At 33.1% G+C, this 26059-nt stretch carries 26 protein-coding genes and 1 pseudogene; 8 read left to right on the top strand and 19 right to left on the bottom strand.

Going from position 1 to position 26059, the window contains the following annotated elements:
* Positions 1-102 precede the first annotated feature (102 nt).
* On the bottom strand, positions 103-1728 hold the full coding sequence (locus AC6FXG_RS03805; protein ID WP_500571646.1) for a putative manganese-dependent inorganic diphosphatase: 1626 nt from the start codon (positions 1726-1728) through the stop codon (positions 103-105).
* Between the two features lie 151 nt (positions 1729-1879).
* On the opposite strand from AC6FXG_RS03805, the gene AC6FXG_RS03800 reads away from it, so the two are divergent.
* Positions 1880-2896 (top strand): 3D domain-containing protein, encoded by a 1017-nt coding sequence (locus tag AC6FXG_RS03800; protein ID WP_500571645.1) that lies wholly within the window; start codon positions 1880-1882, stop codon positions 2894-2896.
* Positions 2897-2963: 67 nt separating this feature from the next.
* Here the strand turns inward: AC6FXG_RS03800 and AC6FXG_RS03795 are convergent, their stop codons facing one another.
* The 3 genes from AC6FXG_RS03795 to AC6FXG_RS03785 are packed head-to-tail and all read right to left on the bottom strand — an operon-like array spanning position 2964 to position 4343.
* Entirely contained in the window at positions 2964-3380 is a 417-nt protein-coding gene (locus AC6FXG_RS03795) for a hypothetical protein (RefSeq protein WP_500571644.1), read from the bottom strand.
* The gene (locus AC6FXG_RS03790) at positions 3370-3714 is read right to left on the bottom strand and encodes a hypothetical protein (protein WP_500571643.1); all 345 of its coding nucleotides are present in this window, start codon (positions 3712-3714) and stop codon (positions 3370-3372) included. The genes AC6FXG_RS03795 and AC6FXG_RS03790 overlap by 11 nt, the downstream gene beginning before the upstream one ends.
* A 56-nt stretch (positions 3715-3770) precedes the next feature.
* The gene (locus tag AC6FXG_RS03785) at positions 3771-4343 is read right to left on the bottom strand and encodes a hypothetical protein (protein WP_500571642.1); all 573 of its coding nucleotides are present in this window, start codon (positions 4341-4343) and stop codon (positions 3771-3773) included.
* Between the two features lie 183 nt (positions 4344-4526).
* Between AC6FXG_RS03785 and AC6FXG_RS03780 the strand changes: the two genes are divergently transcribed.
* The 6 genes from AC6FXG_RS03780 (at position 4527) to rpsR (ending at position 8769) form a co-directional block, all read left to right on the top strand.
* On the top strand, positions 4527-5825 hold the full coding sequence (locus AC6FXG_RS03780) for a GntR family transcriptional regulator (RefSeq protein ID WP_500571641.1): 1299 nt from the start codon (positions 4527-4529) through the stop codon (positions 5823-5825).
* A gap of 101 nt (positions 5826-5926) precedes the next feature.
* Positions 5927-7027, top strand: a complete 1101-nt coding sequence (locus tag AC6FXG_RS03775) for a M50 family metallopeptidase (protein WP_500571640.1) — start codon at positions 5927-5929, stop codon at positions 7025-7027.
* Positions 7020-7676, top strand: a complete 657-nt coding sequence (locus tag AC6FXG_RS03770) for a hypothetical protein (RefSeq protein WP_500571639.1) — start codon at positions 7020-7022, stop codon at positions 7674-7676. The genes AC6FXG_RS03775 and AC6FXG_RS03770 overlap by 8 nt, the downstream gene beginning before the upstream one ends.
* 100 nt (positions 7677-7776) lie before the next feature.
* Positions 7777-8061, top strand: coding sequence for a 30S ribosomal protein S6 (rpsF, locus tag AC6FXG_RS03765; protein WP_075574157.1), 285 nt, complete (start codon positions 7777-7779; stop codon positions 8059-8061).
* Between the two features lie 8 nt (positions 8062-8069).
* Positions 8070-8528, top strand: a complete 459-nt coding sequence (locus tag AC6FXG_RS03760; protein ID WP_075574158.1) for a single-stranded DNA-binding protein — start codon at positions 8070-8072, stop codon at positions 8526-8528.
* 16 nt (positions 8529-8544) lie between these two features.
* Positions 8545-8769 carry a 30S ribosomal protein S18 gene (rpsR, locus tag AC6FXG_RS03755; RefSeq protein WP_075574159.1) on the top strand — a complete coding sequence of 75 codons (225 nt, stop codon included), beginning with the start codon at positions 8545-8547 and terminating at the stop codon, positions 8767-8769.
* Positions 8770-8913: 144 nt separating this feature from the next.
* Here rpsR and AC6FXG_RS03750 read toward each other — a convergent pair whose 3' ends face one another.
* The 15 genes and pseudogenes from AC6FXG_RS03750 to AC6FXG_RS03680 all read right to left on the bottom strand — a co-directional run bounded on the left by AC6FXG_RS03750 (position 8914) and on the right by AC6FXG_RS03680 (position 24649).
* A complete protein-coding gene (locus tag AC6FXG_RS03750; RefSeq protein WP_500571638.1) occupies positions 8914-10182 on the bottom strand; it encodes an MFS transporter in 1269 nt (422 codons plus the stop codon).
* Between the two features lie 15 nt (positions 10183-10197).
* Complete coding sequence (locus AC6FXG_RS03745) at positions 10198-11259, bottom strand: ABC transporter substrate-binding protein (protein WP_500571637.1); 1062 nt, start codon at positions 11257-11259, stop codon at positions 10198-10200.
* 11 nt (positions 11260-11270) lie between these two features.
* A complete protein-coding gene (locus tag AC6FXG_RS03740) occupies positions 11271-12044 on the bottom strand; it encodes an ABC transporter ATP-binding protein (RefSeq protein WP_500571636.1) in 774 nt (257 codons plus the stop codon).
* Positions 12044-13075: a FecCD family ABC transporter permease gene (locus AC6FXG_RS03735; RefSeq protein WP_500571635.1), complete on the bottom strand. Its 1032-nt coding sequence runs from the start codon at positions 13073-13075 to the stop codon at positions 12044-12046. Before AC6FXG_RS03735 ends, AC6FXG_RS03740 begins: the two co-directional genes overlap by 1 nt.
* Positions 13065-14795, bottom strand: a complete 1731-nt coding sequence (locus AC6FXG_RS03730) for an ABC transporter ATP-binding protein (RefSeq protein WP_500571634.1) — start codon at positions 14793-14795, stop codon at positions 13065-13067. Before AC6FXG_RS03730 ends, AC6FXG_RS03735 begins: the two co-directional genes overlap by 11 nt.
* Complete coding sequence (locus AC6FXG_RS03725) at positions 14785-16488, bottom strand: ABC transporter ATP-binding protein (protein WP_500571633.1); 1704 nt, start codon at positions 16486-16488, stop codon at positions 14785-14787. The genes AC6FXG_RS03730 and AC6FXG_RS03725 overlap by 11 nt, the downstream gene beginning before the upstream one ends.
* A 332-nt stretch (positions 16489-16820) precedes the next feature.
* Positions 16821-17258: a GNAT family N-acetyltransferase gene (locus tag AC6FXG_RS03720; RefSeq protein ID WP_500571632.1), complete on the bottom strand. Its 438-nt coding sequence runs from the start codon at positions 17256-17258 to the stop codon at positions 16821-16823.
* A 123-nt stretch (positions 17259-17381) separates the two neighbouring features.
* Positions 17382-17888 carry a hypothetical protein gene (locus AC6FXG_RS03715; protein ID WP_500571631.1) on the bottom strand — a complete coding sequence of 169 codons (507 nt, stop codon included), beginning with the start codon at positions 17886-17888 and terminating at the stop codon, positions 17382-17384.
* 10 nt (positions 17889-17898) lie between these two features.
* Positions 17899-18645: an alpha/beta fold hydrolase gene (locus AC6FXG_RS03710; protein WP_500571630.1), complete on the bottom strand. Its 747-nt coding sequence runs from the start codon at positions 18643-18645 to the stop codon at positions 17899-17901.
* A gap of 68 nt (positions 18646-18713) precedes the next feature.
* Complete coding sequence (locus tag AC6FXG_RS03705; protein ID WP_500571629.1) at positions 18714-19340, bottom strand: L-2-amino-thiazoline-4-carboxylic acid hydrolase; 627 nt, start codon at positions 19338-19340, stop codon at positions 18714-18716.
* Positions 19341-19393: 53 nt separating this feature from the next.
* Positions 19394-20221, bottom strand: a complete 828-nt coding sequence (locus AC6FXG_RS03700) for a class I SAM-dependent methyltransferase (protein WP_500571628.1) — start codon at positions 20219-20221, stop codon at positions 19394-19396.
* Positions 20222-20303: 82 nt separating this feature from the next.
* Positions 20304-20942: a DUF6796 family protein gene (locus tag AC6FXG_RS03695; protein WP_500571627.1), complete on the bottom strand. Its 639-nt coding sequence runs from the start codon at positions 20940-20942 to the stop codon at positions 20304-20306.
* 128 nt (positions 20943-21070) lie between these two features.
* Positions 21071-21196: pseudogene (locus tag AC6FXG_RS03690) on the bottom strand (ABC transporter ATP-binding protein); the annotation flags it as partial.
* Positions 21190-22911 (bottom strand): ABC transporter ATP-binding protein, encoded by a 1722-nt coding sequence (locus tag AC6FXG_RS03685; protein WP_500571626.1) that lies wholly within the window; start codon positions 22909-22911, stop codon positions 21190-21192. The pseudogene AC6FXG_RS03690 and the gene AC6FXG_RS03685, both read right to left, overlap by 7 nt.
* A complete protein-coding gene (locus AC6FXG_RS03680; RefSeq protein WP_500571625.1) occupies positions 22895-24649 on the bottom strand; it encodes an ABC transporter ATP-binding protein in 1755 nt (584 codons plus the stop codon). Before AC6FXG_RS03680 ends, AC6FXG_RS03685 begins: the two co-directional genes overlap by 17 nt.
* A gap of 160 nt (positions 24650-24809) precedes the next feature.
* Between AC6FXG_RS03680 and AC6FXG_RS03675 the strand changes: the two genes are divergently transcribed.
* Complete coding sequence (locus tag AC6FXG_RS03675) at positions 24810-25802, top strand: helix-turn-helix domain-containing protein (RefSeq protein ID WP_500571624.1); 993 nt, start codon at positions 24810-24812, stop codon at positions 25800-25802.
* Positions 25803-26059 lie beyond the last annotated feature (257 nt).

Below are 26059 nucleotides of genomic sequence, written 5' to 3'. Positions count from 1 at the left end.
CATTCACATGAGTAAATATAAATTCTTTCTTCTTATTATATATGTATTTGCATTAAAAAACCACGCTGGTATCTTAAGCGTGGTTTGAAATTCTATTTTATTTTATGCCAGCGCCTTGCCGACGACTGGGACGACTTGTTTTTTACGGGAGAGAACTCCGGGTGCGTCGAATTCGTTTTCTTTTAATTCTTGGCCGAAGGCTTTGGCGATTTTTTCTCCTTGGTCACCCACGACTAGGATTTTGGAATTTTCCTTTAAGATATCTGTCAGTATAAAGATATTTAAATCATCTCCGTCTGCCTTTCGACGGTCTTCCATGGCTACAAGTAGCTGGGCCTTTATTTTTTCCAGGCTGTCCATGTCCATGGTCATGACTTGGCCTATGTGCATCTTGTGGCCTTCGATGGTAAACTCTTTGACGTCTTCGTTCAATAAATCGGTTGGCCTCTTGCCTTCCAAACTTGTGCCGGCCTTAAACATGGCCTTGGCGTAGTCCTCTGGATTGATTTCCGCAATCTTTGCCATGCGGTCCAACATGATCCTATCGATATTGGTTGCCGTTGGCGATTTAAATAAAAGGGTGTCGGAAATTATTCCTGAGCAAAGGAGTCCTGCAATTTCTTTTGATGGGCTAATGCCCTTTTCCCCGTAAATGCTGGCGATAATTGTGCAGGTTGAACCCACTGGCATATTCCTAAAATAAATCGGCGCCTCTGTATTTATATTTGCCACCCTGTGGTGGTCGATGACTTCGATAATGGTCGCGTCTTGAATGTCGTGGATGGATTGGTTGCGCTCGTTGTGGTCCACCAGAATTAATTTCTTTTTCTCGGTCGAGATCAAATGATAACGAGAAATGCTTGCCACAACCTTGCCCTTGGCATCCAAAACTGGATAAGACCTAAAACGGGTTTCGCTCATCTTGGCAGTAACTTCGTCGACAAAGTCGTCCAGGCCAAAGGTCACCAAGTCTTCCTTGGCCATTACAGCTTCGATTGGCACGGCTTGGGGCAAAAGTCTGGATCCCATAAAGGTGTTGAACTGGGTTTTGATAAGGGCAACTCCATTTGCCTTGGCGGCTGCCAATAATTCGTCGTCAATTTCTCCGCCACCAGAGATAATCAAGATAGAGATTTTTTTGTCGCAGAGTTCGTGAACATCTGTTCGATTACCCGTGATTACCACGTCCCCCTCCTCGATAATTTTGAGGGCGTGGGGCAGGCTCATGGCAAAAACTCTCATAGAATTTAAGTCTCTGATTTTTTCTGGCATATAAATCGTTTCGCCCGATAAAACTTGAACGATATTTTCAAAAGGCGTATTGGAATTCCTAAGGACCTTGTCGTTCCACACGTCCATATAATTCTTTGTAATATTTGACAGAGAGACAATGCCCATAAGTTTTTCCTCGCTATCCACTGCAAAGACGTTGACGTTTTTCTCCTGCATAAATTCAAGAGCCTTGGCACAGGAAGTGTCTGGGCTCAATATAAATGGGCTGTCGAGCTTTAAATCTCTGACCTCGCTTTTGATTGTGTCCATAAAGATGGGTTGGTCCACGCCAAAATAATCCAAGACGAACTGGGTCTCGCGATTGATAGTCCCTAAGCGAATTGGCACGGCCTCGTAGTTTGATATTTTATTTTTTAAATCGGCATAGGCCAGGGCTGCACAGATTGAATCTGTGTCTGGATTCCTATGACCGCTGATGTAAACTTTTTCTTTCATAAGTCCTCCTTATAATTTATATATCATAGCAAAAAATATTTATAAAATCAAGGGCAGATGTGATTGTAAACACATTTACGAGTCCTCAATTTGCCTCCAACTTGACAAAAGGGCAAAAAAAGTATAAAATAAAAGACCTAAGGAGGAAGTTATGAATTTTCGAAAAATATTTAGAGTTCTATTCTTTCTTATTTTAACATCCAGCGTCGTTTACGCCGCTGAAAAGAAAGACGTGGTTCTAATGCAAGGTAAATTCAAAGTATTTACCAAAGTAGAATCTTACGAAGAACTCCAAGCGTTTGTAAAACAAAACTACCCCGACTTCATTATAAAAGAACAAAAAGAATTTAAGAACAATCAGGTGTACGAGCTCGAACCTCTGATTGAAATTTATTTAAAAGACGATAGCAAGGGCTCCAGGGTCAAAGTTCCAAACAGGACCGTTGGAGAAATGCTCGCCTACCTAAACATCGAGCTGGGAGAGGATGACCTAACAGTCCCAGGCCTAGACGAAGTGCCTACAGATAGCATTGTAAATATCTTTAGAGTTCGCGAAGAAATCAAAGAAGAAACAATGCCAAAAGAATTTTTGGTCATTAAACGCGAAAGCACAAACCCAATTTTAAAGTCCGAGGTCACCATCCAAAAAGGTGTACCTGGCGAAAAGAAAGTTACGCTGAAAAACAAAATCGTAAACGGTATTGTAAGGGGCAGCGTAGTATTGAAAGAAGAAATTATCAAAGAGGCTGTGCCTCAAATAATAGAAGTACCAATGAAGTCAAAAGAAAGTAAGGCAGAAGTGCTAACACGCGGAGCTTCACGCAAGTACGTGATGAATGCAACCGCTTATGAGGCAGGCCCATTATCAACTGGTAAACGCCCAGGAGATCGTGGCTATGGAATTACAGCCTCAGGCACCAGAGCAAGAAGAGGAACAGTAGCGGTAGACCCAAGGGTTATACCACTAGGCACCAAGCTTTATGTAAAGAGCTTGAACCCAGACATTCCTGACTACGGTTATGCGATTGCAGAAGACACAGGCGGAGCAATCAAGGGCATGAAGATCGACCTATTTATGAACACAGTCAGCGAATGCTTCCAATTCGGTAGAAGGCAGGTAGAAGTCTATATCCTACCAGCAGACACACCGGCAGACTTATTTAATTAAGACAAAACGAAAGACCAAGTGCGACTTGGTCTTTTTTTGTGGGTTAGATTTTGTATTTTAAGTATATTTATCTACATGCAATTGGAAATGATATATCAACCCCATTGTATTTTATCCTTATTAAGGTCATAGCTTTTATTTGGTCCTTATTTCTCAAAGATTTAAGAGCAACAGAACAGGCATCAGCAACAAAATCATTAATTTTTTTATTATCTTTTATTTTTTCCCAATTACTTGATTTTGCAAGATTTTCGCTTAAAATTTCTGTAGATACTTCAGATTTATATTCCTCTTCTCTGTTGTATAAGAATCTCTTTAAATTTATTAGATGAGCTTGCACTTCTTTTATTTCACTAGAATTTAAATTCACCTCAGTCTGAGTTTTTTCTAAAAGCTTAATCCCCTTTTCAGGAGTAACTATAAAACCTAACAAACAAGATATGATAAACAAAAAAATAATAGTCGCTAAATCTTTACCTCTCATTATAAACCTCCGCCGGAATATAAAGTAAATATTCACCTAAACTTATCTTTAGAAAATCATTTCCATTACTTACTGGATCTAGTTCATAAGTATATTTTTGATTTTTATTGAAAAACCTAAAAAAATTCGAGAAATAATTCTCTTCATACTTTTCAAAAAATAAATTCGTATTAGACTTCATAATCGGCAAAATCTCTGAATTATTAGTCAAATCTATCTCTACCAAGTCTAAACTAAGTGATGGATAAGCTTGGAGTGCCCTAAAAAACACTCCAAGCAAAAATCCAAGAAATAAAATTAATAATATTTTCTTAGTGTTGAGAACCTTGTTCAAGATCTTCCTCTCCTTTTTTATGTTATTAATTTCTATTTTGTGTTTTAAATAATATCTTATTTATAAAGAAATTCTTCTAGTTGTTTCTTTCTATTTCTCATTTCCTGATTTTCTTCCATCAGCTTCTCGTATTTTTTTCTATTAAAATAATCTGTAGAAAGCCTTATAACATACATTATAAGTGAGTATATCAGACACTTTATAGCTGGTGTAAATAAGTATATGCCTGAGAATATATTAGCATGCCTTTGAACTAACATACCATTCATCTGCAGTAATCTAACTATCATATCAGTCCCAGTTAAGCCTTGTAAAAATCCAAGTATTCCCATAAGGAAAAACAATACTTTGGGTGCATAAGCTTTTTCAGAAGTAATATAAGTCATAGCATCATATATCCCCATAGCACCATAAAGCGAAAACATAACTCCATAGACAAATACGAATATGCTCATTGCATCTAAATATTTTCCAACAGCCTTATTTTGCAAATTTAAATTAATATTGTGAAGGGTTTCTGTATCTATAATCTTTATACCTATTATGATTGCCAACCCAAATACAACGGCAAATATAAGCCTTCCTTTCATTGTATTATAATTTAAAAAACTTTTCTTTTCTTTGTACATTCCACACTCCCCCTTTGTTTTAATAATATTATCACTTACCAAGTGGACATCGACAACTTTTCCTATTTAAATCTACCTTTATTATACCATATATTTTCATTTTTTCTCAGACAGTTGGCACTTATTTTTTCGGACAGTTGATTTTATAAGTATATGATGATAAAATATATTCAGGTGGTGGATATGAATAAAACTTCTCAAGAGATATATGATATTCTTTTATCAAAAATCAGAAACAAAAACTATTTGCCTGGTGACAAGTTGCCTTCAATAAGGTATCAGGCATCTTTTTTTAATGTTAAGAAATATTATGTTGAGTCTGCATATGAAAAATTGAGAATCCAAGGCTATGTAAAATCAATTGCTGGCAAGGGTTATTTTGTTATAAGTAATCAAGGTAGATATGCGTCAGATGTGGATAATGTTCCACAATCAACAGACACAATTGTTCCCATGTTGCAAATTTTTTATAAAAATGACCCCTACAGAAAACTAACCGACTCTTTATTGTTAAGGGGTCTAAAGAATACATACAATTTAAAACTAGACTCTTTCTACTATTCATCTTCAGGAATTGGTATGCCTAGACTTCGCGAGGAAATTTCTAAATACTTGTCCAAACTTTACGGTCATTACATTCACCCGGATAGGATTCTCATATCTTCATCAAAAAAAGACTTGGTTGATTATTTGCTAAATGAATTTAATAAAAAATACATTCTCTTGGAAGAATATAATAAAACTAGCGACTCTAATCTTTTTCAAGCTTATAGAAGTCAAATTAGATATATCAAAATGGATGATGGCGGAGTAAAGGTTGACGATCTTCCCAAAAAACCCAGCCTTTTATTCATAGAGAGCCACAACCAATTACCGACTTGTATTAACTATTCTCCCCAGCGAATCAATGAGCTTGAAGAATTTTGCTTACAAAATGATATTTTTATTATAGATGATTTATATAACAGGCAATTTATCTTTGAACACAAGGATTTTTTGTATAATAAAAAGAATTTGTTTTTGATTGACGACCTTGCCGCTATTTTCCCAAGGTCTATTAAATTTGCCTATATGGTAGTGCCCACCAATTTTGAAGCCACAAATTATAAATCAAGTGCTTCATCTTTAACAGAAAACTTTGTCCTGAGTTTGTTTGAGGATGGAAGTTTTTATCAAATCACAGATAAAATATGGTTCCTCTTGAATGATGTTCGTGATAGATTTATCCTAGAGTTAAAGAAAAGAAATATAAAATTTTATGAGCCTATGTCTGGACCATATATAAGTGTAATTATAGATGGCCCATTAAAGATAAGGCAAATAAAAAAACAAATTAAATTAACTCCCTTTGAAATTAATGGGCAGTTTTTTAAAACAAGTGATGGCCTCGATGCAGTATCTTTTAAATATATAAATATAAAATTAGATAAAGTCGGAGAATTCATTGATTTCCTATTTTTTAACAAGCTGTCTTTTAATTAGTACAAGGAGTATATAAGTTGTCTTGTATGCACTAAAAATCATTTGACAAAGTCCATCCTCTCCTTTAAAATTAATGTAGAAGAAGCAATCAAGGAGAGCATATGAGAAAGTTTTTAGATAAATTTATAATGATTGTCATGTTTTTAGCAGTCATGTTTTTTGCAGGCTTTGCAACTTACAGGCTGGCTGCAGGTTTGGATGCTATAATCAACTTCACTGCTAACTGGCAGCGTTTGATAGTGGGCCTAAGTGTCCTCTATTTATTTGTATTTACTGCCATGGTCCTGCAAATTATTTTTCACGAGCTGGGCCACATGGTCTTTGGATTTTTAACTGGCTATAAGCTTTTATATTTTAGGATTGGCTCACATACGCTGGCAAATACAGAGGCCGGCATGCAAAAAAGAGTCTTCACCATACCGGGAACGGGCGGCCAATGCCTGATGATTCCTAAGAAAAAATCAGATGGGTCCTACCCCTTTGTCCTCTACCATCTGGGCGGAATTATTGCAAATCTAATCCTGTCTGCAATCGCCTATATAATTTTTAGGAATGTCGGCAACCAAATCACCCAGGCCTTTTTAATAATCTTTATCTCTGTGGGAATTTATTTAGCTTTAACAAATCTAATCCCCTTCCAGTCAATGGTAAATGACGGCAGGAATATTATAAATCTTTTAAAAAGTGCAGAGACCAGGGACAGATTATACGAATCCATGTACATGGAAAAAGAAGAGATAAACGGCAGAGAATACAAGGTTGACTACTCTGATCTAACTGACTTGACCATGGTCTTTAACCAGGAAGCTTATATAAATCATGCCGGCGACCTCTTGTTTGAGAGAAAATTCGACCAGGCGGCAGAAAATTTGCAAAGGCTCTTGCAAGTGGACGGCCTCAATATTATCTTTAAGAATTTTACTAAAAACTTTTTAGAAGTAATTTATTTTATAAATAACGACGAGGAAAATTTAAAGACCATCGACCACGACAAGGCCTACAAGAATTATCTGAAAAGCAAAAACATGCCCATGGTTTACCTGGTAAATTACCTGAGGGCCAAGCATGAGGACGACCCAAAAGCCGATGACTTTAGAGAAAATATTGAGAACATGAGGGGGAAATATCTCTTCCCACCGAGCTTAGAAAAAATAATATACCTTATGGATTATGCAGACGACTTGAGAGGTGACCATGTATAGGAAAAGATTTTTTCAGACCTTTAAAAATATTGCCATTGTAATGATATTTTTTTGGCTGCGCGAGCAGGGTTATATAAATAATTGGGGCTTTGTAATCGGGGCACTCGCCACAATTATCTTGGTGGCGGTCCTCACTCAGCGCTTTACGGTCAAGCGGACCATGAAAAACCTGGACGATTTAAAGGCCATGACTCCCCTGTTGAAAACGGATCCTGAGTCTTATTTCGACCAGCTAGACAGACTCATCCAGTCTTCAAATGGCTACGAGCACGATTATTTAATTTTACACAAGGCCAACACCCTGGCAAAGATTAACAAGGCTGACCAGGCCATCAAGGTCCTTGAAGCCTACCATCCCAAGTATTTGGATACGGCAAATCTGGGCGTTTATTACAACAATCTTTTGGGACTCTTGGTTCAAACAAAAGAGACCAAAAAGGCCCGGGCCATTTACAATGAGTACAAGGATATACTGGAGGCCAACTTTTCATCGTCCTTTGCCTATTCAATCTATACCAATATTGCAAATTTAAAATACCAGGAGGGTCACAAATCCCAAGCCCAAGAATTTTTGGACAAGGCTATGGCCACGACTGATGATGAAAAGATTAGAGAAAATATAAAAAAATTAAAAGCTCAGATGGATTAAGCTTGCAAAAAGATTTTCTTTATGATAAAATATCCCTTGGAGTATTTACTAAAACAGTGCTCCTTGCAAGAAATTGCCAAAGACCATAAGGAGGTGTATTATGAGAGACTACGAAACAATGTTAGTATTTCGTCCAGATCTAGAAGACGAAAAGCGTGAAGCATTTGTAGAAAGACTAAAATCCATAATCACTGAGAAGGGACAAGATTTCGAAGTCGACAATTGGGGACTAAGAAAACTTGCTTACCTAATCGATGATTATCCAGAAGGATACTACGCAGTTCTTAACTACAAAGCTGAACCAGAAGTAATCGCAGAAATCAACCGTGTTTCTAAAATTACAGACGGCCTATTACGCTATATGACTATCTCACTTGATGATTAGGAGTTTGTATGAATAACGTAATTTTAATAGGTAGACTTACCAAAGACCCAGAGCTAAGGTACACAAATAACCAAAATTTACCGGTTACAACCTTTACCCTAGCAGTTGACAAGGGCCTAAGTAAGGACAAAAAACAAGAAATGGAAGCCAAAGGACAACCAACAGCAGACTTCCCAATGGTAGTTGCTTTTGGTAAAACGGCTGAAAATGTTGCAAATTATTTAGCAAAGGGACTTCTAGTCGCAGTCAGAGGTAGAATTCAAACCAGATCATACGACGATGCCCAAGGGCAAAGAAGATATGTAACTGAAGTTTTGGCAGACAATGTAGAATTTATCGAATGGAAAGACCGCCCACAACCATCCACATCCTTCCAACCAAACAGCGGATTTGGTGGCAACAACGGTTTTGACAACGACGACTTCTCAGGTTTCGAACCAAGACACGACGACAATATCCCTTTCTAGGTGAAAGGAGTTAAATATGCAAAGAAGATTTCGTCCAAGAAAAAAAGTTTGTCAAGGATGCCTTGATAAAAACGAAAAGTTCGATTACAAGGACGTACAAAAATTAAAACGCTACACATCTGATCGCGGTAAAATTTTACCACGTAGGGCAACAGGCGCATGCGCAGCCCACCAAAGAAAGATCGCTCTTGCCATCAAACGCGCAAGACAAGTAGCATTGCTACCATACGCAGATAATTAATATGTAAGCTGGAGGTTCATCCTCCAGTTTTTTTGTGGGGAAAATGGAGGAGGTGTGTAATTAAAAAGTGCCCTATCATATATCTTATTTTTAGAAAAAAATATATGATACAGCACTTTAAATTATCTATTTATATTTTTGTAATTACCCAATACTTTTATCTTTCGATATATACAAAATAAGTGGATACGTGATCAGTACAGCTAAGCTCGCAATAAATATACACATATATGCTGGCATGATATTTGCCAAAAATCCATAAAACATATTCCCTAAAGGAATTGATGATAATGCAAGCATGCTAAAGACAGACATAATTCTGCTCCTAAATTCATTTTTTATATTTTTTTGAAAAAATACTTGCGTAGCTATATTTAATGGCATAACTGAACTAATTACCAAACAATCTAAAAATGTTATTAGACATACTACCAAAACAATATTGTCTTTTCCCGCTCCCATTCCATAATAAACACAACAAGCTATTAAAAATAAAAATCCGGATATAGATATGGCACTGTACTTTAATAATCTTTCAGGTTTAATCTTTTTGATAATTGGAAGGATCAAAAATGGCAATAGGATACTTATACCCGCAGTAACCATCCTATATATACCATAGATATACTCACTCGTTTTAAATACTTCCAAAAATACATATGTGATCACAACACTGAATACAGCTGAAAATGAAAAGTTAATTAACGGAGCTACTATTACAAATATTTTTGTGAACCTATCCTTTCTTAACTCATTAATACCTTCAATAAATTCAGAGAAGAATGCTTTGATACCCTTTGATTTTTTCTCCCTTAATTCATCAGCATAGGGCGTTTCAATAAAGAAATTTAATATTAGCGAGAAAACTAATAAAGTGCTTATCAAAACAAAGGAACCAAAAATTCCAAAGCTTTTATATATAAATGCTGCCAGCATTGGTGTTGTAATATATACAATACCATCATCGACTCTTGATAAAGTTACAGCTTCTTCCATCAAATCCTTATCTATAATCTCGGACAGTATAGAGCTTTCGGCTGAATTATAAAATACCTCAACCATTTCCAAAATTATAACAAGAATATATACTGAAATGAGTGAAATATCGCCATACATACCTGAGTAAACCGCGTATATGCTCATAACTAAAATTTGAAGCATATTTAAAGTTTTCATAATGCTAATTCGTTTTAGTCTATCACCTACAACTCCACCCACAGGAGTTAGTAGAATTCTTGGAATAACTATAATGGATAGAATTGATGCATATACAAGTGGCGATCCTGTTTTTTCCAAAATATATAAGGCTAGGGTAAATTGAAGAATATTGCTAGAACCCATAGAAAAAGCTGTCGCAAAAAAATAGCTAAGATAGCTTTTATTTTTTAATAAACTTTTAATAGGTTTCTTCAATATTTAAACCCCTTTCTATTTTCCTAATCCCTCAACTATCATTTCAAAAGCATCTACTGTGTATATTCCTGAGAACATATATCTTAATGGGACTACAATAAATTTTTCATTTTTTATTGCATTGACATTTGCAAGTTCTTTATTGTTTTTCAATATGCTTATTAAATTCTCTGCTCCCTTGTCTCCTGGAGTTTCGTGCAAGATTATATAATCAGGATTCTTAGCAATAACATCTTCCCATCCAACAGTTGCAAATTGCTTGTCAATATCACTAAAAATATTTTCTCCGCCTGCTTCAGCAATCAATAAATTTTCCAAACTCTTTCCTGCTGCTACCATTGGCTTATCATCTCCATTATCAAATCCCATAACTTTATACTTCTTTGATGTGTCAACCTTGTTCTTTATTTCTTTAAATCTAGCCTCAATTTCATCACAAAGTTCCTTTGCCTTATCTTCAACATTAAATATTTTGCCAAGATTCATGATATCAACATACATATCATTAATTTCAGGTTGTTTATCTAAAGAGCCTTCAGTAACCAATATATTTATTCCATTTTCTGTATAATCCTTATATTCACCAAAAATATCAGGAACATTGAAGTAAAAACTATCCATTAAAATAAAATCTGGCTTAAGAGATAAATTTACTTCAAGACTTGGAAATGGACTCTTTAAATATCCTTCAGGTATTGGAATATTTTTTACATCTTCCCTGTATTTTTCTGCTACATCATCAATTGATAATAACCCCGCTTCTCTTGAAGCAATAATTTTATCTTTTTGTCCTAGGGCTACTAAAGTTGAAGCTGCGTTGTAATCCATAGCAATTATTCTTTCTGGCGCTTTTTCATACACTGTCTTATGATCAAAGTTGTCAATCTCAACCGGATAATGGTCTTTTTTTGCTTCATCTGTTTTTTCTTCAGCTTTACTTTCTACTTTTTCTTCAACTTTGTTTTCAACTACTTCTTTTTTTGTGTCACTTTCTACATTGTCTTTTTTTGCACATCCTGCAAAACCTACTACTAGCAATAATGTTAATGCTAAGCTTAAAATTTTCTTTGTTTTCATATTTTAATCTCCTATTCTAAAATATTATTATAGACAACAATTCTTTCTTTACCATCATTTATGATTTTAGAGTCCATATTAAAAGCTTCTTTTATAACATTAGGGTTTATAACCTCTTCTGGTCTTCCATTGACCAATATCTTGCCAGCCTTTAATACATATATCTCATCACAAAATTTCGATGCGAAATTTAAATCATGAAAAACAGATATTACTGTCATTGAAATTTGTTTTAATATTTGCATTAAAAACATTTGATAATAAATATCTAAATGATTCGTTGGTTCATCCAAAATCATAATTTCTGTGTCTTGTGTTAGAGCCCTTGCAATTAGCACTCTTTGTTTTTCACCTCCTGATAAACTATTATATTTTCTTTGTGCAAAGTCTCTCATGCCTAACTTATTCAAGTTTCTCATAGCTTTTTCATGATCTTCCCTAGAATAATCTTCAAGCGATTTCTTATAAGGGAGTCTTCCCATTAATACTATATCTATAACCCTATAATCAAAATCACTATTATTCTCTTGCTTCATAACACTTAAATTTTTTGCAATATCATTTTGGCTATAATTTTCTAATGGGATGCCTTTTATATAAACTGTTTTTTTATAGGGTACAATCGCGTTATACAAATGTTTAAGCATTGTAGTTTTGCCAGAACCATTAGCTCCGATTATTCCTATAAACTTATTTGTACAAGCATTAAATGAAATATTTTCCAAAATCTTTTTTCCCTTTATATCATAAGAAAGGTTTTCTATATTAATCATAATGTTATCCATTATAGTTCCTCCTTTATCAATAAATAAAGAAAAACTGGAGCTCCAAAAAATGCTGTAATTATTCCTATAGGTAGTTCTTGAGGAGATAAAATTGTTCTTGCTAATATATCAGAAAGACATAAAAATCCTCCGCCATAAATAAATGAAAGTGGTAATAAATATAGGTGTTTGGGGCTTATGATTTTTCTTAGGATATGAGGCACAATAAACCCAACAAAACCTATTAACCCACAAGAAGCTACTGCAACGCCAGACATTATCGAAACTATAATAATTGATTGTTTTTTTAAAGATTGAACATTTACACCTAAACTTAATGCTGTCTCGTCACCCAAAGATATTACGTCATATTTTTTCGCTTGAAAGAGAATATATATGGTGCAAACTATAATTATAATCGAGGGAAAGAAAATATTATTCCATCTTGCACTTCCAACAGAACCCATTGTCCATGAAAGGATTCCCTTTATTATGTTCGTATTAGGGGTTGCTATTATAAAAAAGTTTGATAGGGCAGCTAGCATTGTTGAGACTGCCATTCCTGTTAAGATTAACCTGCTACTCGCAACTTTTCTTCCAGCATGTGAAAGTTTGTACACAAGAGTAAGAGCCAATATTGAGCCTAAAAAAGCCATTCCAGCCCTACCCAGCCAAGAATTTATAAATGGCAAACCTATAAAATAACCAAATGTTACAAAGGCTAATGCTCCACTTGATACGCCTACCATGTATGGTTCAGCCAAAATGTTTTGTGTTATTGACTGCATTACCACTCCCGATATGGCAAGACCCCCTCCAATAAATATCGCTAGTAATCCCCTGGGTATTCTTAAATTCCATATTATAGGAATATGAGATTCAACATCACTAATATCTCCAATTCCAAAAACCTTATATTTGATAACATCAAGAACTGACTTCACGCTTATATCTGCTGATCCCATAAATCCAGAGAATAAAAAACTGGTCAATATAATTACAATGCCTAAAACTAGCATAATTTCATAATTTCTTTTTACATTAATTTTCATTTTCTCTTCTCCATTCACTGCCCATTAATAATTCATTAAAAGATTTATTGTTAAGAATCAGCTCATCATACTTGCCAGTGCCTTCAACCCTTCCATCTTTTATAAATATTATCCTATCTGCATTTTGTATTGTTGATAATTTATGGGCAGATATAATAATTACTTTATCTTTTTTTATCTCATCTAAAAGCTCATTTAAAAGCTCTTCGTTTTTCTCATCAAGTGCAGATGAAACCTCGTCCATTAATAAAATTGGCGAATCTTTTATAAGACCTCTAATTATAGCTAATCTTTGCAACTCTCCTCCCGAGTAGTTTTGCCCTGCCTCCTTAACTAAATTATCTAAACCTTTTTCTTTAGCCATAATCATATCGTATGAGTTTAATTTTCTAGATAAGTCTTCAATTTCATCAATGCTCACATCTTCCTTTGCATATTTAAAATTATTTAACAAGCTATCATTAAAGAAAAATATGTCTTGGCTAAAAGTTGTTATGTTTTTTCTTAGCGTGTTCTCTGTATAAGACTTTATATCCCTATCAAATATTTTTATATGTCCACCATTTAATTCATAGTACCTATTTATGAGTTTAAAGATGGTGCTTTTGCCACCGCCAGATGCAGACACAATAACTGTCTTTTCACCCCTATTAGCCTTAAAGCTAAAATCTCTTAATATTGCCTTATCAGGGTTTTTCTCATAATAGAAATAACAGTCTGAAAACTCAATTCCCTGATCAATTTTACTCCTATCTATTTCATTAGGTCCGTATTTCTCTATTAGAGGTTTTATATCATATAAATTTTTCAATCTATTCAATGCCCCAAAAATAAAGCCAAAATTTCCAGTTTGATGCATGCAAGTTCTAAGAAAATAATAATATACCACTACTAAGGCTAAATAAACTACTTTTTCAAAAGCCGCAGCGGGAAAAACAATCAATATAATTAAAAACAAAGCCAATCCCAATAAATCTAAGACTAATTTGTCTTTTAATTCTTTGTTTGAATACTTCCCTGAAACCTTATTATATTCTTTAGACTTTTTTTCAATTTTATTAAAAAAATCTGTTTCCCTATCGAAAAATAATAATTCTTTAAAGCCCAATATGCCGTCAGTCGCATTAGCAATAAGATCTCCACCCATGTTTTTAATTTCTATCCCCTGCTTTTCTTTTTCGTCCAGACTGCCTATAAACAGCCTAATTACAAAAAATAAAAACAAGAATATAATAATTCCACTCGATATGGATTTTAAACTTATAAGGGTAATAACAATAATTGATAACATCAAAAAGGCTATCCACTCAGTAAGTATGTGAGCTATAAACCATTCAAATACATTGATATCATTTATTATCATCTGTACAAAGTCACCGACTTTAATATTTTCTACTGCTCCTGGAGAAATTTTATAATAATGGGAAAAAACATCTCCCCTAAGTTTTTCTATAACATCATAAGAAATATAATGAGAATAATATACATCTATAAACCTTAGTCCTAAATATAAAGTATAAAGACCTGCCAAATAAATTATGGCCTTTTTATCAAGGATATTACTTTCATAAAAATCATATAGTAAAAAAAATACTAAGATTAAATTTACCGTTTGTAAAATATAAACAAGTGCTTTTATAAAAGATGATAAGAAGATTTTAAGTTTTAAAAACTTGCATTTATTTATAAAAAACATAGCTTTGTCAAATCTATTCTTCATAAACCATATCATCTCCTAATCTATTAAAATACTCTCTATATTCACTTGAAATATTTATTAGCTCTTCATGATTGCCCGAATAGATAATCTGTCCGCTTTCCATATAAGATATTTCATCAAAGTCTTTTATGGTTTCTAACCTATGTGCTGTTTGAATTACAGTTCTTCCCTTGAACAGTTCTTCTAAATTAGAGATTATTCTAAACTCATTTTCTCTATCAAGTGAGCTTGTAGGTTCATCTAGCAAAATTATAGAGGCATCTCTTAAAAAAGCTCTTGCTATTGCAATTCTACTTTTTTGTCCACCTGATAGTTCAAAGCCCCCTTCTCCAATTTTTGTATAAATCCCATCGCTTAATGAGGATATAAAATCGTAAATGTTAGCCTTTTTCAAAGCATCTATAACTTCATCCTCAGTAGCATTTTTCTTGGATATTCTTATATTCTCAAATACTGAGTTGCTAAATATATGATTTTTTTGCAAAATAATACACATTTTGCTTTTTATTTTCTTTAAATTCTCTGTCCCAGCTATATTCAATCCAAATACAAAAGCTTCACCTTGAAAATTATTTAAAAATCCACTAAGGCATTTTATTATTGTGCTTTTACCAGATCCACTGCTCCCAATTAGAGCTAACTTATGCCCCTCTTTTATTCTTAGATTAATATTTTTAAGAACACTATCTTTGCTTTGAGGATATTTGTAAGATAAATCCTCGGTAAAAACAATATAATCTGAATCAGAAATAATTTTATCTGTTCTATCTAAACTTCCATAATCTTCAGAACACTTGATATAAGTCGAAATTTTTTCCTTGTATACCTTTGCCTTTGCCATTTTTAAAAATGACCCATGAAGTGTGCTTATTGAATTGTAAATGATAAACAATATGAATGTATTTGTAATAACTATATTCATATCAAATTTCTTAACTATCATATATCTAAATAATATTATTAATGATAATAATTTTATTATATTTAGAACTACATCTTTAAATAATTGTGATAATGTCGTTAGATAAACAAAGCCCATAGATGCTTGTTTAAGCAATTTAGATTTGTTTTTAAGTTTAGATTTGTAAAAATCCACACCATTTAAAGACTTTAAGGTTTCTGATCCATTCAATGCATTCATCGACATCATAGAATATTCTTCATTGATTTGCCCTTCACTTTGGCTGCTTTTGGAAATTAATGGATCAAATATCTTCTCAAGTAAAAAGATAATTGCTAGCGTGGCAACAAATAACAAAGCAAGTTTGTAATTTACATAAAGCATATACAAAGTCCCACATATTAAAAGAGTGAGCTTAAATATTAGATCTGGCAAGGCTTCAAAATAATAAACCCCCATCCATTCTATGCCCATCCATAAGTCAGTGGTTAGTTCTCCAGTATGCTTTGAATCATCAATGTTCTTAGTAAGAAAAATAGCCTCAATAAATTCTCTTCTAATTTTATTTTTGAATTTTCCATGCAAATTTTCATTTTTTCTCTTAAGATAGAATAAGATTACATATAAAAATGCTTTTATTACCAGCGCAAAAAATATTTTATTAATACTTAGTCTCTCGTTAGATACAATAAATACAAAAGTTGAATTTAAAATTATTAAGTTTAAAGCAAAATTGATTAATTGTAATGAATTATGATATATAATGCCTGAAATGTTTTTAAAATTTTTCATATTATTTCCCCATTTGTTTTTGCGATTAATAACAAATTAAAATACTTAATTTGCTTATGCAATTTTTCATAATGTAATAGTGCTTATTAACAATATTTTTCTTGAGCACTAATCAATAATTTTTATCATTATCCTAAAATGTTCTCTTCCATTATATATATATATATATATATTGTCAACATTAATGTGCAAAAAATATAATATTAAATTTTTCAAACAAAAAATAAAGTCACTTACAACTTCGTTTTTTAAAATATTGAATTTATATGTTTAATAATATTTAAAGCACACAAACTTTTAATAAAAACACCTCTCAACTTGATGGAATACTCCTAAAATTTATGGTAGAAACATGCAGAATCTTCCAAATCCCAGGCGCCTTGTTTTATATAAAAATTATAGGCTCGAGAATTTTTTAGAGTAGTGAAAAATGCACCACTTATACCTCTTTGTTGCAATTCTTTTATACTTGTTTGGTAAAGTTTTTTTGCCAGACCTGTCCCCCTATATTCTTCAGCAATAAAAAACTCATCAATATAAAAAGTTGATTCACTTGAATATCTCCTTATGTGACCAATTATCCCACCAATTATTTTATTTCCATCGACAATTACATTGCCAAAAAATTTAGGAAAATCTAAAATATCGGTTAAGGATTCCAGGGCTGTTTCTGTTGTCCATTTATTATTCCAAGGTGGGGCATTATAGACACTTACCATTAATTTTGCTAATTCTTCTAAATCTGATTTTAATATTTTTCTAATTTCCAAATTGTTCTCCTTGTGATTCTTTACTTAAATTTATTTTATTTATTATTGTATATCAGTCACATTTTTAAAAGTGTTATTTCTTTCTCTAACTTCTTTTGTGTCACAACTTTTGTCAATTTTATTTTATAATCCAAGTAGAATCACTAGCCACGCTTGGACTATAGATACGATTGGAATTATCAAAAATGGCATTAAGATAAAATGTTCTTTAATAGCCAAATGCTTCATCCAATTTCCAAATTCGTAGTCCTCATGTCCTTCTGTACCTGGTATGACTATCTTATTCTTGTACTTTCCTTGGAACAAAAGTACATCCAATAAAAAGAAATCTCCCAAGTTTAATATTATCCACTGAATATAGCTCATCCAAAAAAGATCTCTAAGCTCTCTTATTCCAGTATGTAAAAGAGAGGTCACTCCATATATAAATACGATTCCTGAAATTATAATCGTAAGTATTGCATTTATTCTTTTTTCTTCTTTGGTCATCTTTTCCGGTGCCGAATTTTGTATTTCTTTTGGATAGGAATCGAAGAAAAATCTTGGGTTAATCAGTACAAAAGCTGCCACCGAACCGTTAAAGATAGCAGCCATTGCAATTCCATCTAATATTGCTCTTGTTATATCCATAATAATCTCCTTATTTATTTTCCAAAAATATCTTTAATTTCTCGGCGTATACTTTGGGATGTTCGTGGAGAAATTGTCCGTGGCCCCTTCCTTCAAATACTTCTGTTTCCATTTGCGGAAGATAATCTCTTAATATTTTTTCACTTTTTTCAGGTATAGGCTCATCGCTTCCTCGCCAAAATAGTACCGGATTTGAAAACTTGGTTAAATTTTTTGGAGGCTTGTAATGATAGATAAACTTACAGGCGTTTTTAATAGTGTTTTTTGAAATTTGCGGATACATCATTTCTATTATGCTTAGATTATCCTTGCCCATAAGCTTATCTAATAAAAATTTAGGAATGGGTTTTTTATTTTTAATCCTACTTGTCCCAATGATAAAAGCCCAAGTAAATGGCCTTGCCATCAAGCCCAACTCAGTAGTAATCGCCGCATCTAAGAGGACTTTCGAAGCAGAAATATTTCCTCTTCCAATTAGTTCAACCGCAATAGTCGCTCCCATAGAAAATCCGCACATTCCATACACACTCCCGCCCATTTCATTTAATATATAGCTTTCGATGGAATTTATGGTTTCTTCCATTGAAGTTAAATCTTTGGGATTAGTCCCATAATGTCCGTCCAATTCACAGAAAATCACAAAATAATCTTGCAAATAAGGCAGAAGGGGTTTGAAACATAGGTCTGCAGTAGAGGCAAGCCCATGAATAAATAATATTGACTTATTATTTCTATTTCCGTAGCTAATAAATTTCATTTAATTCCTCATTATTTAATTTTTTCAAAAGCAAGTAAAAATATCCTCTCTAATAATAAAATTATCTATTACTCTTTATCTCCCACGATGAAGTAATCACAATAGTCTCCTCCCTTAGCGATAGTTTCTTTTCTGTGTAAAACTCCATGCTGAAAGCTTATCATAAGCTCATCAAGTTCACAGAATAGTGGCATTAATTCATCTACACCCAACTTCTTTGTATAAGCACAAATGGGACAACGAGTAATTCTGTAATAGCAAGCACCCTCATAGGGTTCTCCCTCAAAATCGACTTTAAAAGATGTGGGATAGAGCTTTTCTTTTTCCTCTGTATACCACTTGTAATACTTAAGAATATTTTTCTTATTGGCCTCTTTTCCCCTTTTAGTATTGAGATTAATCAAGGAAAAAAACCATTTGAAAGTATAAAGAGAGCGACGCATCATTTCTTGGACGGTCTCCGGTGGAATTTTTTTCTCACTTGCTATATATGGAGCAACAAAGACAAGGGCGAACATCTCATTGTATGCCATGGGATTATCCTCGCCGATATCATCCATATTTTTTATAAGTTCTCGATAAACTTTTTTACTCTTTTTAATAATTTCTAAAGCATATGCTTTATTATATTTTTCTATAAGAACTTTCTTCATTGGACCTTTAAATAATAAGAAATAAAAACCCTTGTATTTCATCTTGCACACCCCATCAATTTTCCAAATTTTGTTTTAGTAATTCATATACAATTTTATTTTCTCCCAATAAGAAGAGCTGAGCCAGAAAGTCCAAGGAATAAAGATTCTTTGTGGCCCATAAAAAGACCCTTTGTTGTATCAATTAATTGCACATCTTCGTAGCCATCTTGTTTAAGCTTTTCCATAAATTTATTCATATCACCGTATCTTGACTTGCTCATCAAATCATGAATAACAAAAACTCCTCCTTTTTTTAGTACACGAAATGTTTCTAGTAAAAGTTTTTGTTTATTTTTCCCCGTTATATTGTGATAAACATAGTTGCTGGTTACTGCATCAAAACTCTCATCTTCAAATGGAAGTTTTACAGCATTACCATTTTCAAATCTAACATTTTCTACTCCCTCTAATTTTGCATTATTTTTACAGAGTTCCTTAGAAAATTCACTTTTGTATGAGCCCCCCCAAATATCGCAGCCCACCATGGTTGCTTTTGGATTTTTCTTTGCGCAAGCAATTGTAAGTGCACCGCTACCACATCCTACATCTAAACCCACGCCACCATCTGGGATCTTTACATAGTCGGCAGTCCCCTCTATTATGACTTTGGCAAGCTTTCTTTTTCCGTTGTAATCAAAAGCCCTATATAAAAATCTCATCCAGCTTGCAAAGAAAATAAGTATCAACGTTACAAGCCCAAGAATAAGGGCACATATAAGACGAGTTCTTCCACTAAATACAAAATCACTGACACCAAAGGCTATAAATAAGATGAAAGCTGCAAGGCTTGCAAATATTAAATTCTTTAACAAGCTTTGGGGAACCCAGTTTTTGTAGTCAGCCTTTGTTTTATCGTCATCCATAAAATTTACTTGTTTCATAAAATTTTCTCCTTTAAATAATAAATTATATAAAATTTCCCTTGTCTACTAAAATAATAATTTTGTCTCTGACTATATAAGCTTATAAATTCATATTAGTATAGTTTATCAATAAGCTTAGGTAGTAAGCAAAATATATTAAGTTAAACCATCCTCCGCGAATAATCATATGCAGTCCCTTTGGCAACCTATCAGCAAGAGGAGTAAATACCAAAAGAAATATAGGTGTAAATAGGGCTTGCCATCTTGGAAATACTGTGTATCCAAATAAAATTACCAAAGCTAATGCTATATTTGCTATAGCCATAATTCCAAAAAGTATTTTTGCTTGAAATTTTAAAAATTTTAAAAATTCATCAAAAGCTCCTTTGTTTTCGTGCCTTGATAAAAGACCTAAGTAGGCACATTGAATATGATAAGAGCCTCCTAGTATCATGCCTAAAACATTTATTAAAAACACAGACCATCCAATATTTAAATAATTTTCTTGCATGCCTAAAACAATGTGATAAAATCCAATACAATATATAAAGGCACATATTGGACCTAAAAGACCACCAATGTATAATCTTTTTATGCTAACATTTTTCATTATGCCAACAATATTATTTATAGTATCCTTGCTATCGTAATCATTAGGATCATAATATAAGGTCATGTCTCCCAAAAACATTAAGAATGAACCCAAAAGACCTATCCATATACTCTTGTATAAAGTCACAATTAAACCTCTCTTTCATTTAAATGATATTAATTATCATTTATTGATTTAATTATAGCATATAAGGTTGATTATTTTCAACTATAAGTTTTGCTGTGTTAAAGTAAATAAAAAATAAAGGCAGTCCAAAGACTGCCAGTTTTTATCATATCGGAATAATCCATACCACTTGTATGTTCGTCGAAATAAACAAACGTAGAATCCTTAAACGTAGGAAATGCTATTGCAAGACTTTGCTTCTGTCCTCCTAATAAATAAATTCTTCTGCCATTTTTGTTTTTTCTATTAAATTCTTGTAAACTTTTGATTTTTGTAAAAGCTCTTCATGCTTGCCTTGGCTTTCTACTCTTCCATTTTCAAGAACTACTATCTTATCTGCATTTTCTATGGATTTCATTCTGTGTGAAATGATGACAACCGTTTTATCTTTAATTAAGTTATTTAAAGACTCTTGAATTTTTTTCTCGTTGTCAACATCAAGACTTGCTGCTATCTCATCTAAGATCAATATCGGCGCATCTTTTAAGAAGGCTCTGGCTATTGATAACCTTTGTCTTTCTCCTCCTGATAACTCTGCACCATTTTCACCAATAAGTGTATCGAAACCCTTATCCATTTTTTCTATAAAATCTGTGCAGTTTGCAAGTTTTGCTGCTCTTTTAACTTCTTCGTCACTTGCATCTTGCTTACCAATTCTAATATTTTCCATAACGCTTTGATCAAAGAGAACCACATCTTGGAAAACAATAGACACCTTGTCAAAAAGAGATTCTGTTGATATTTCTTTTATATCCTTGCCATCGATTAGGATTTGTCCCTTGTCATAATCATAAAGTCTTGATATAAGTTTTAAGATAGTTGTTTTACCGCAGCCGCTTGCTCCTACCAAAGCAGTAACCTCTCCTTGCTTAGCTTTAAAGCTCACACCATTTAAAACTTTTGCGTCTTTATTGTATGCAAATTCAACATCTTTTAGATCAATATCAAATTTTTTTAGTTCATAGTCATCGCCTTCTTGCAAATCTTGATTTTGAATTTCTTTTAGCCTTTCAATTTTTGGCGACAAATAAAATATCTCCATCAAGCCCTCTTTAGATGCATCTAGAGAGTCTTTTATCTTCATAGCCGCTAGTAAATATCCTACAAGGTAGAGAGGGCTTATCTCTTTACTAATAATTAAATTTACGCCGACAAATATTACAACAGCAAGGGAAACAAAGCTAAAAATTGATGAAAGTGACATAGTTAAAATAAGTCCTAGCTCTGTCTTTAAGTGCACTTTTTCACTTTTATCCATTTTTTCATATAGCTTATCTTTCATTTCCTCTGATAAGCCATAGGCTTTAATCTCCATTTGCATCTCAATATTTTCTTGAAAGCTTTCTGAGTTTTCTCTTAAGACCTTATAATATTCTTTCTCTCCCTTAACTGAACGTTTTTTAGATAGTGGTATAAATATAAAGCTTAGAACCGTTGGAATAATAACAGCTAAACCCATCTTGACATTGCTTATTAGCATCATGATGGATATTAGTGGGAAGAAGAGTACCATGCCGCCCACTTTTGGTATCGAGTGGCTCATTGCATGCTCTATACCTTCAATATCAGACATGATTGTTTGTGAAAGATCAGAAATATCATGCTTAGAAAAGTATGATAGAGGTAGTTTTGATAAATTCTCCGCTGTTCTTACCCTTAAATCCGCACTTTCTTGATATGTTGTGCTATATAATTTATCGTATTCTACGATAAGCAAAATATACATTGCTAGCAAGGTCAAAACTGAGAATACTATATAAAATCCTTTGCTTTTAACGATATTTTCCAAAACTTCCTGAGCAAAAATCATTAGTAATATCGCAGGAAGCATGTTTATACAATAAACGAAAAATGAAGCCAGTGTTGCTTTAGATAAATTTCTTGCTCCTTTATCTGTAAGAGCAAATCTTTTTTTATAAAACTCCTTCATTTGAAACCCTCCATTCATTCGCACTGTTAAAGAGTTCTTGCAATCTCTTATAACTTGTATCTCTTGACATTAATTCTTTGTCAGAACCTCTTTCTATAATTTTTCCACTATCCATCACAATAATTTCATCAAGGTCTTTAATTGTAGATAGCCTGTGCGCAATCATGATAACCGTTTTATCTTTCATAAGATTTTTGAAAGCTTTTTGCAATTCAAACTCGTTATCTGGGTCAATAGATGCTGAGGCTTCATCCATAATAATAATTTTAGAGTCCTTTAAAATTGCTCTAGCAATTGCAATTCTCTGTTTTTCTCCACCGGATAAATAAACTCCTTTTGAGCCTATAATTGTATTTTCTCTTTCTGGGAATTTGTCTAATATCAGGTCGCATCCTGCTAATTTTAAGGCTCTCATAACCTCATCTCTCGTCGCTCCTTTATTAGCTAAAGCGACGTTATCATAAATACTTTTCTTGAATAATTTTGAATCTTGAAAAACAAATGAAATAGCTTTAATTAGAGCTTCGTCAGAATATTCACTTATAGGTATGCCACCTATCTTTATACTTCCTTCATTAACATTATAAAAACCTGATATAAGTTTTGCTACTGTTGATTTACCTGATCCAGATGAACCGACTAGTGCATAGGACTTTCCTTCTTCTAATTTAAAGGATAAATTTTCAATGACAGCTTTATCGTTATAAGCAAAGCTTACCTTGTCGAACTCTATATTATAGTTTTTAAAATTATTGACATTGCCATGGACTAATTTATCTTTTTGCATATCCTCGTATAGTGCCTCTAAAGTATCTACTGCATAATTGCCTTGAGAAATATACATAGCGTACCACATCATTCTCATAAATGAAACAAAGAGAACTCCCGATAAAAATAAAATCATAATAAGCTCAAGCAAAATCATTTTATTGCTGCCTAAGCTAGCCATAAAATAAAGAATAGGTATGATTAAAATTGCAATTAAGCCAAAAAATAACCATTGATACAAAACATAAGGTTTTTTACAAGATAGTGAATAATCATAAGCGTACTTTGAATAATCTTTTATCGCCTTGTAAAAGCTTTTAAATGACTCGACATTTGCTCTAAATATTTTTACAACTTGCATTCCTCTTACGTATTCGACAGTTTCAGCGCTTAGTTTAGATAGAGCTTCTTGATATATCTGCATAAATTTTTGCTCGCCCATCATTGCTCCTAAAATTAAGCCTCCGATTATTGTAAGAGCAAGCAAAGTGATACCAACTCTTATACTTACTATAAAGCCAAGTACAAGTACAAGCACGGGTGTAACTATTGCCTGAGAACTATCGGGAATCATGTGAGCTACAACCTGATGAGTTTGCGCGGCATTATCGTCTATGATCTTTCTAATTTGACCAGAAGGGTTTAAGTCAAAGAACCTGAAACTTGCTTTCTCTAAGCCGTCTATACCCCTTTTTCTTAAATTTGTTTCCAGTCTAAATCCCAATATGTGTGAAAACATTCCTGACACAAAATAAAATATCGCTCCACTTGTTAGTGTGATGACAGATTTTAATGCTATGCTCTCTGCACCGGATAAATCTGAATTAATTATTAAATTATCCAGAAATTTGTAGATTAAATAAAATCCATATACCGTAAGTACAGCAGATATAGCAGAAAAAACTATAGCTAAAAAGCCAAGATATTTTTTATCCTGCACATAAGCAAATAGTTTTTTGTAAATTTTCATAAGCATATCTCCTTTCTTTGATATCCCTTTTAGATATAAATTTGCTTAATTGATAATAACTATCATTGCTTTTCTATTATACATCTGTTATAATGACTAATACAATAGTTTTGCATTAATAAGACTAATTGGAATATTGTCTAAAAGGGATATGTGTATTATGGCTTATTATGATTTTGTAAAAGAATATATGAAGGTGGATGAATGTAAAAACAATAAGAAGTACTCAAGTGCAGGCCACACTTTTTGTTGGAATAAAGAGGACTCAACTTATGCAGAAGGCCTGTATTGGTTTTATGAAGGAGACGGCTTCATTATTGATATACATGATTTTTATGTTAAAGAAGAAATAGTTCAAAATAATACTCATAGTATGGCAGACTATGTTTCAATATATTCAAGCTACATTGTCAGCGCAAATGGTGAAAAATTTAATCCATATCAAACCTTGACTCCAAACTCATTATGTACTTTTGACTTTGACAATATAAAAGACGATTTTGTTTTTTTGTTACACGAGAATTGTTGTTATCTTGCTGTTTCCATTGGTTTTAAAAAAGAGCTAATAGAAAAACATTTAGCATCTATTAACATTAATCCAGAATCATTTTATTCGAGCTTACTTCAACCGAATCAAATAATTCTTACAAAATCTTTAGAAAAAGTTGCACTGGAAATATTAAATTGTAAGATGGACGCTCCTGCTGCTGATTTTTTCTTTAAAGCCAAAGCAAATGAATGGGTCAGTATAGTAATTGATACCTACTTAAATAGGAAAAAATATAAAATCGAATCTGATGATAATAAAGCACTTGAAGATGTAGCAAGATTCTTGGATGATCATTTCGCCATGAATGTAAATCAAGAAACCCTTGAAAAAATATCTAAAATGAGCGGGACTAAATTAAAAAATCTATTCAAAGAAAAATATGGTCAAAGCATTACAGAATATACTCAAAGAAAAAGAATGAACGTGGCTGAGACTCTTCTCTTAAATACCAAACTTCCTATAAAGGAAATTGCTGAATCTGTTGGATACACATCCCATAGCAAATTTTCCATTTATTACAAAAGGTACAAGGGAAAACTTCCAAGTGAAGTCCGTAATTTAGCTTGCAAACATCACAATTTAAAATGCGATTACTGTAATTAAACTAATTTTTACTTTTTTCATTAAAATGCCCCCTTATTTCCGTGTCCGGATTTAAGGGGGCAGTCCATGTAGCGGCGATCCTTGCAGCCCTGCCCAAGAAAGCGAGTGATAACGACGATTGATTGGTATGCAGGACTCACGCAACCTATTATTCAATCGTTCGACCGAAGGGAGAAACGATTGAATATAATAGTCTGAGGAGAATGGTCGCCAAACTTGAAGCTAATGTTTTTTCTCCACCTGCATATCAGGTGTTT

It is taken from the genome of Ezakiella massiliensis, from assembly GCF_059862345.1.
This window is presented reverse-complemented; position numbering and strand designations above follow the sequence as displayed.